6 protein-coding genes are annotated in these 6,000 nt (G+C 43.9%); 3 read left to right on the top strand and 3 right to left on the bottom strand.

What is annotated here, in order from left to right:
- Nucleotides 1–754: 754 nt before the first annotated feature.
- Nucleotides 755–886: a hypothetical protein gene (locus tag FNW02_RS39695; RefSeq protein WP_263627836.1), complete on the bottom strand. Its 132-nt coding sequence runs from the start codon at nucleotides 884–886 to the stop codon at nucleotides 755–757.
- A 27-nt stretch (nucleotides 887–913) separates the two neighbouring features.
- Here FNW02_RS39695 and FNW02_RS30565 point away from each other — a divergent pair, with 27 nt between their 5' ends.
- A complete protein-coding gene (locus tag FNW02_RS30565) occupies nucleotides 914–2,131 on the top strand; it encodes a DUF3466 family protein (RefSeq protein WP_191761209.1) in 1,218 nt (405 codons plus the stop codon).
- 39 nt (nucleotides 2,132–2,170) lie between these two features.
- Here the strand turns inward: FNW02_RS30565 and FNW02_RS30560 are convergent, their stop codons facing one another.
- Nucleotides 2,171–2,329 (bottom strand): hypothetical protein, encoded by a 159-nt coding sequence (locus FNW02_RS30560; protein WP_191761208.1) that lies wholly within the window; start codon nucleotides 2,327–2,329, stop codon nucleotides 2,171–2,173.
- Between FNW02_RS30560 and FNW02_RS30555 the strand changes: the two genes are divergently transcribed.
- Entirely contained in the window at nucleotides 2,328–3,065 is a 738-nt protein-coding gene (locus FNW02_RS30555; protein ID WP_191761207.1) for an RNA methyltransferase, read from the top strand. The genes FNW02_RS30560 and FNW02_RS30555 overlap by 2 nt on opposite strands.
- Before the next feature lie 174 nt (nucleotides 3,066–3,239).
- The gene (locus tag FNW02_RS30550; RefSeq protein WP_191761206.1) at nucleotides 3,240–4,802 is read left to right on the top strand and encodes a serine hydrolase; all 1,563 of its coding nucleotides are present in this window, start codon (nucleotides 3,240–3,242) and stop codon (nucleotides 4,800–4,802) included.
- 37 nt (nucleotides 4,803–4,839) lie between these two features.
- On the opposite strand, the gene dprA is transcribed toward FNW02_RS30550, so the two are convergent.
- Nucleotides 4,840–5,958: a DNA-processing protein DprA gene (gene dprA, locus FNW02_RS30545; protein ID WP_191761205.1), complete on the bottom strand. Its 1,119-nt coding sequence runs from the start codon at nucleotides 5,956–5,958 to the stop codon at nucleotides 4,840–4,842.
- Nucleotides 5,959–6,000 lie beyond the last annotated feature (42 nt).

The following is a 6,000-nucleotide window of genomic DNA, read 5'->3' as shown; positions in this document are numbered from 1 at the left end:
TGGGAGAAACAACGTAATAAGCAAAAAGCCAGTGTGTATTGGGGTTTCCAAACCAAAGACGCTCGCCGGAAAATGCAGCATTTATATCCGAGCTTAACCTAGCAAAGTTTGCTTGGTAGACTACTAGCTACACAATTTGGACACTCTGACAACAAGCGTAAATGATGGCGATCGCATCCCTGCGTTACCTTACAGCTATTTTTAGGTAAATGTACTACGTTTTTTTAATCTCACGCAGAGGCGCAGCGAAAAGTTTCCCGCCGTAGGAAACTTTTAAAGACAGAGCCACAGAGAGAAATCAAGAGTGTGGTCTAAAAACATGAAAATTGCTGTAAATTGCCATTCAATCTTGTGACAAGGCGATTCAGCGTCCTGCTGCTTGAGTTAATCCAGTAGGGATTAAATCATTTACCCGTAATATTTACTAATCGCTACGACCACTAGCAATAGCTCAGCACTAACAGAAAAACCACGGTGATTTTCAGGTTTTTAAGTAACTTATATTTTTAATATTTTTATACTATATATATTACGCTAAAGCAGTAAAACTACGGCTATTAAAATGCTCATAGCATAGTATATTCATGCTTTTTAAAAAAATTGGACGATTCATGATAGGGAGTATTTTATTACCCTATTATCCCAAAATTCTACATTTAACAATTGTGAAAAGTTTAACAAGTAAGTAAATTTTTCATGAACAGAGAAATTTTACTGAATACTAAATTTTATAATTCAGTTGTTATGAAGCTTTTTATCCACAGTGTGAGCGAAAGGAACTGGTAAATTTACCAGGTATTGCACCCGATAAATAGCGATCGCCATCTTCAATAAAACCAGAATTAAGCAAAATTGGTCTTGTTAGTATCTGGATTTTTGATTGCAAGTTGACATTTTACAAGGAGTAAGTTGTATGGTTCTAATAAATACATTAAAAACAACAGTAACAAAGTTACCAATTTTATGTGGGATGGCTGCCCTGATGACACTGGGGATAAACCCCTCAGCAATGGCAGCAATTCTCTATGACCTCACCGACGTCGGACAGGGTAGTGCTTATGGTCTCAATGATGTAGGTCAGGTGGTAGGAGCATTTTCTACTGGCAAGGGAAATCACGCTTTTGTGTGGAGTAAGAGTAGTGGCATGACTGACCTCGGTATCCTCCCTGGTGGCTCTTATAGCATTGCTAATGACATCAATGATGTGGGTCAGGTAGTGGGGCGATCGGGTAGTACTAAGGGTGAGCGTGCCTTTCTATGGAGCAAGAGCAGTGGCATGACCAACCTCGGTACTCTAGGTGGTAGGAGTGTAGCCACAGCTATCAATAATGCAGGTCAAGTGGTGGGAAGTTCAAACCTTGGATTAACCGATGACTCTCCACCGCCGACCTCTCGCGCCTTTTTGTGGAGTCAAAGCACTGGTATGACTAATCTCGGTACGTTAAGTGGCGAGGATCTCGGTAATTACAGTTTCGGTGCGGACATCAATGATGCAGGTCAGGTGGTAGGAACCACTACTGCTAACAATTCAGGATTTGAAAATGCCTTTGTATGGACTAGCAGCGGTGGTATGACCCTCATATCTAGATCTAAAGATGATGGCGCTAGTAGCGCTGCTATTGCTATCAATAATGTCGGAGACGTAGCGGGTAGCATCTATGACTATACTGGCCCTTATATCAGTAGCGCCGTTGTGTGGAGCGATGGTGATGAGATTGACCTTGGTTCTACTATCCCAGTCCCAGGTACAGACGAGAATTTTTATACTGGTATAGCCGCCTATGACATCAATGATGCAGGTCAGGTAATAGGAAATGGCTTCTTTTACCGTTATACAGATGGCCCCTTTGTTTGGACTAGTGATACTGGCGTCAGAGATCTCAATACATTGATCGACCCTAGTCTAGGTTGGAGGCTATCTGTTGTGAGAGCCATTAATAACAAAGGGCAAATTGTCGGAACAGGCACGGATAAGGACGGTAATGCAAGAGCTTTCTTGCTGACTCCAAAGTCTGCCGAACCTGTACCGGAACCGTTGACAATAGGCGCTACGTTATTGGCAGGAGCAGGGTTAACCTCTCTACGCTATCGTCAGCGTCAGTTGCATCGTTCGACAAATGTTGCAAAATAATTTGTAGCTAAAAATGCTGTGTTCTGGCATGCGACTATTCTACACAGCGACAAAATTGATATTCGTGGCGATCGCACCATACATGATCGCCACGAATATACCCGTCGTGTCACGTTTACAACTAGGAGAAAGACACACTTCTTTGAAAGCACCCTTATAATTATTATTTCTGAAGTGCGATCGCAGGAGGCAAAACATGAGCTTGGCTGGGTTAAGAATTGTGTTGGTAGAGCCAGCTGGGCCTTTAAATGTCGGGGCGATCGCACGGGTAATGAAAAATTTCGGGCTACATCATTTAGTATTAGTAAATCCACAATGCGATCCGCTGTCGGTGGAAGCTTTAAAGATGGCAGTCCATGCTAAAGAAATTTTAGAATCTGCGGTATTGGTAGCAACTTTACCAGAAGCGTTGCAAGGATGTGTACGGGCGATCGCCACTACCGGGCGCGTTCGGAGTTGGGAAATGCCCTTAGAAAACCCTCGCACTGCGCTACCTTGGTTACTGGAGGAACCAGAAAAACCCGCAGCCCTAATTTTTGGCAGGGAAGACCGGGGATTGAGCAATGAAGAATTAAACTATGCTCAGCGGTTTGTTTGCATTCCCACAAGTCAGGATTATCTATCTCTGAATTTGGCTACTGCTGTGGCAATCTGCTGTTATGAACTGGCACAATGTGCAGAGCTACCTAAGACTCAGATATCCCAGCCGGATCTCGCACCTTTGGATGTTGTGGAAGCATACTACCAGCAACTAGAATCGCTACTGTTGAAAATAGGTTATCTTTATCCGCATACGGCAGCTAGTCGTATGGAAAAATTCCGCCAACTGTATAACCGCGCTCACCTGGAAACAGGCGAAGTAGCAATGCTCCGCGGGATTGTACATCAGGTTGAATGGGCGCTTAAAAACCAGCATAATAGTGAAAACTTGTAATTCATTGTTTAATATGTATCCAATCATCCCCAAAACAATGAACATGGCTTAAACTTATAAACACCAAAATGCTACCTAGTAGCAGAGGGCGATTTGAGTATCAAAGTGTTTGAAGATTGAGTTTTGGGTCAGGAGTCTGCAAAGAAAAAGTTGAGCGGGTAACAAGGAGTAGCGGTGTCAGAGTCGAGTGACAAACTAACAGCTTTCTCGCGGCGTCAACCCTTAAATAGTCGCCAGCGTCCACTCATTCAAAAAGTAGGACAGAAGAAAGTGAAAAACCAGCAGCAGAGTGCTGCTGGTGGAGATGTAGGATTAACACGCCCAAAAAATGGTATCAGTCCTCCCTCAATCCCCACTGGTACACGCAGGGTCAAGGGGTTAGTCATGCCAGCAGCAGTAAAACCAATTCCGACTGCGAAGGGAAAGATTCCACCCTTGAAACCGGGTGCTTTCAAGTCAAAAATAGGGCGTGTAGAAAAGCAGTTGTTGCCGAAAAAAGGCAGACCAGTATCGCGTAAAACGCGGTTAAAGCCAATGGCAAGAACTATGTTGTATATCCTGCGATTATTAATTGTGGGAGTTGGTATTGGCGCGATCATCGGCACAGTGTTGTCAATATTAGACCCTGCTAATCGCATCAATACAACTTCGTCGGGGCAATCTAATACTAATGTTGGTGTTGGGCGATCGCAACCACAACCTAGCCAAAGCCCATCAAATTCCAGCTTATACCTCTCCCAAGAAATTACTCCCTTGAAAAATGCTGTACAAAATCTGGCAGCAGCTAACTCAGATCTAACACCTGGAGCGTTCTTAGTAGATTTGGATACTGGGGCTTATGTGGATGTGAATGGTTCTGCTAGTTTTCCGGCGGCTAGCACGATTAAAGTGCCGATTCTGGTTGCTTTTTTCCAAGATGTGGATGCAGGGAAAATCCGCCTAGATGAAATGCTGACCATGCAACAGGAAATGATGGCTGGCGGCTCAGGAAATCTGCAATACAAACCAGCAGGAACGCAGTACTCAGCTTTGGAAGTCGCAACTAAAATGATTACAATCAGCGACAACACAGCCACAAATATATTGATTGCCCATATGGGAGGTATGGAGGTACTGAACCAACGTTTTCGCAGTTGGGGATTGACAACCACAACAATTCGTAATCAACTTCCAGATTTACAAGGAACAAACACTACCAGTCCCAAGGAATTAGGGAATTTGATCGCTATTGTGAATCAAGGTAATTTGGTGAGTATGCGATCGCGTGATCAAATCCTTGATATCATGCGCCGAACCGAGAAAGATAATTTACTGCCATCCGGTTTAGGCGCAGGTGCAAGAATATACCACAAAACGGGCGATATTGGGACAATGCTGGCAGATGCCGGTTTGGTTGATATCCCAACTGGTAAGCGCTACATAGCTGCTGTTATGGTACAACGCCCCACCAACGATCCTCGTGCGGAAAAATTGATTAGCTCAATTTCTCGTGCTGCTTACGAACAGTTTAGCCAAAATGCTGTCACACCCAGTAATACGACAAGTCCTATACCCGGAGCTAGTTATCAACCCCCAATCATAACTCCTGCTGTACCCAACAGGACAACAACTAACATACCCACCAGCGGTTATCAGTCTCCAATAATCGCTCCTCCACCCAACAGCATGGGAAGTACTACACCCGCAAACGGTTATCCATCGCCAGTGACAAATCCCCAATATTATCCCCCAAGATAATTTAAGATTTGAGATTGTAGAATTATATTTTTGTCTTTTAACTTTTCTGATACCGCATTCCTGGGAGTTGGGAAACTAAACCCATAAGTTCCAACTGTAATAAAGCGCTGGAAACTGAGCCAGCAGCCATGCTTGTTTGTTGAACAATAATATCGAAAGTTAAAGCATCAAAAGTTAACACATCTATTATTCTTTGCAGTTCTGGCGATAAATTAGGCAAACTCAACTGTTCAGATGTGGGGGATACTTCCACTAGATCAAGTTGGGGGACTGCTCCCAACATGGTTAACAGTTCGTCTATTTCTTTAAGAATAAAAGAAGCTCCTTGATTAAGTAACTTTAAACAACCTTGAGCCGGGTTATCATCTAGTCTTCCAGGTAGTGCATAGACATCTCGACCAAATTCATTTGCATAGGTAGCTGTAATTAAAGCGCCAGATTTCAAAGGTGCTTCCATTACCAAGATGGCACGGCATAAACCTGCAATAATCCGATTACGGCGAGGAAAGTGAGTGCGATCAGGTGGTGTTTTTGCTGGATATTCACTTACGACTAACCCAGCAGTCAAAATCTGTTTGTACAGTTCTCGATTTTTGTGTGGATAGATGACATCTACACCAGTACCTAAAACTGCGATCGTGCGTCCACCTGCTTTCATCGCGGCGCTATGACTTTCTGTATCAATTCCTTGCGCCATCCCAGAAACAACTGTAAAACCATTTTTAGCCAAAGCTGTGCTGATTTGGCGAGTCCAACGGATACCATACTCAGATGGTTGACGTGTTCCCACAATCCCAACTAGTGGTTTTTGTCCCAGATTTTCTTGTAGTTCAACTTCACCGCGATAGTACAAAATCGGCGGTGGACTGGGAGTTTCCAGCAACAAACGCGGATAATCTGTATCTGCTGGTGTCCAGAAATGCGAGTTTTCTTGCTGGTGCTTGGTGAATATGTTTTCTGGGTGCAGACGCGATCGCTGTTGTACTACTTTTTCCAATGTCTGAAAACCAAAACCCTCAACTTCTCCTAACTGAGCCTTGCTAGCTTTCCAAGCTATTGCTAGCGTACCGAAATGCTGTTGCAGCCGTCGCAGCAATACCGGCCCAATCCCAGAAATTTGCGACCAAGCTAGCCAATATGCGCCCTCTTCCACCACAATTCCATCCTCACGCCTACTGGTTTGAGTATTCCCAAATTT

The organism is Komarekiella delphini-convector SJRDD-AB1, from assembly GCF_014831675.1.
Taxonomy (GTDB): domain Bacteria; phylum Cyanobacteriota; class Cyanobacteriia; order Cyanobacteriales; family Nostocaceae; genus Komarekiella.
This window is presented reverse-complemented; position numbering and strand designations above follow the sequence as displayed.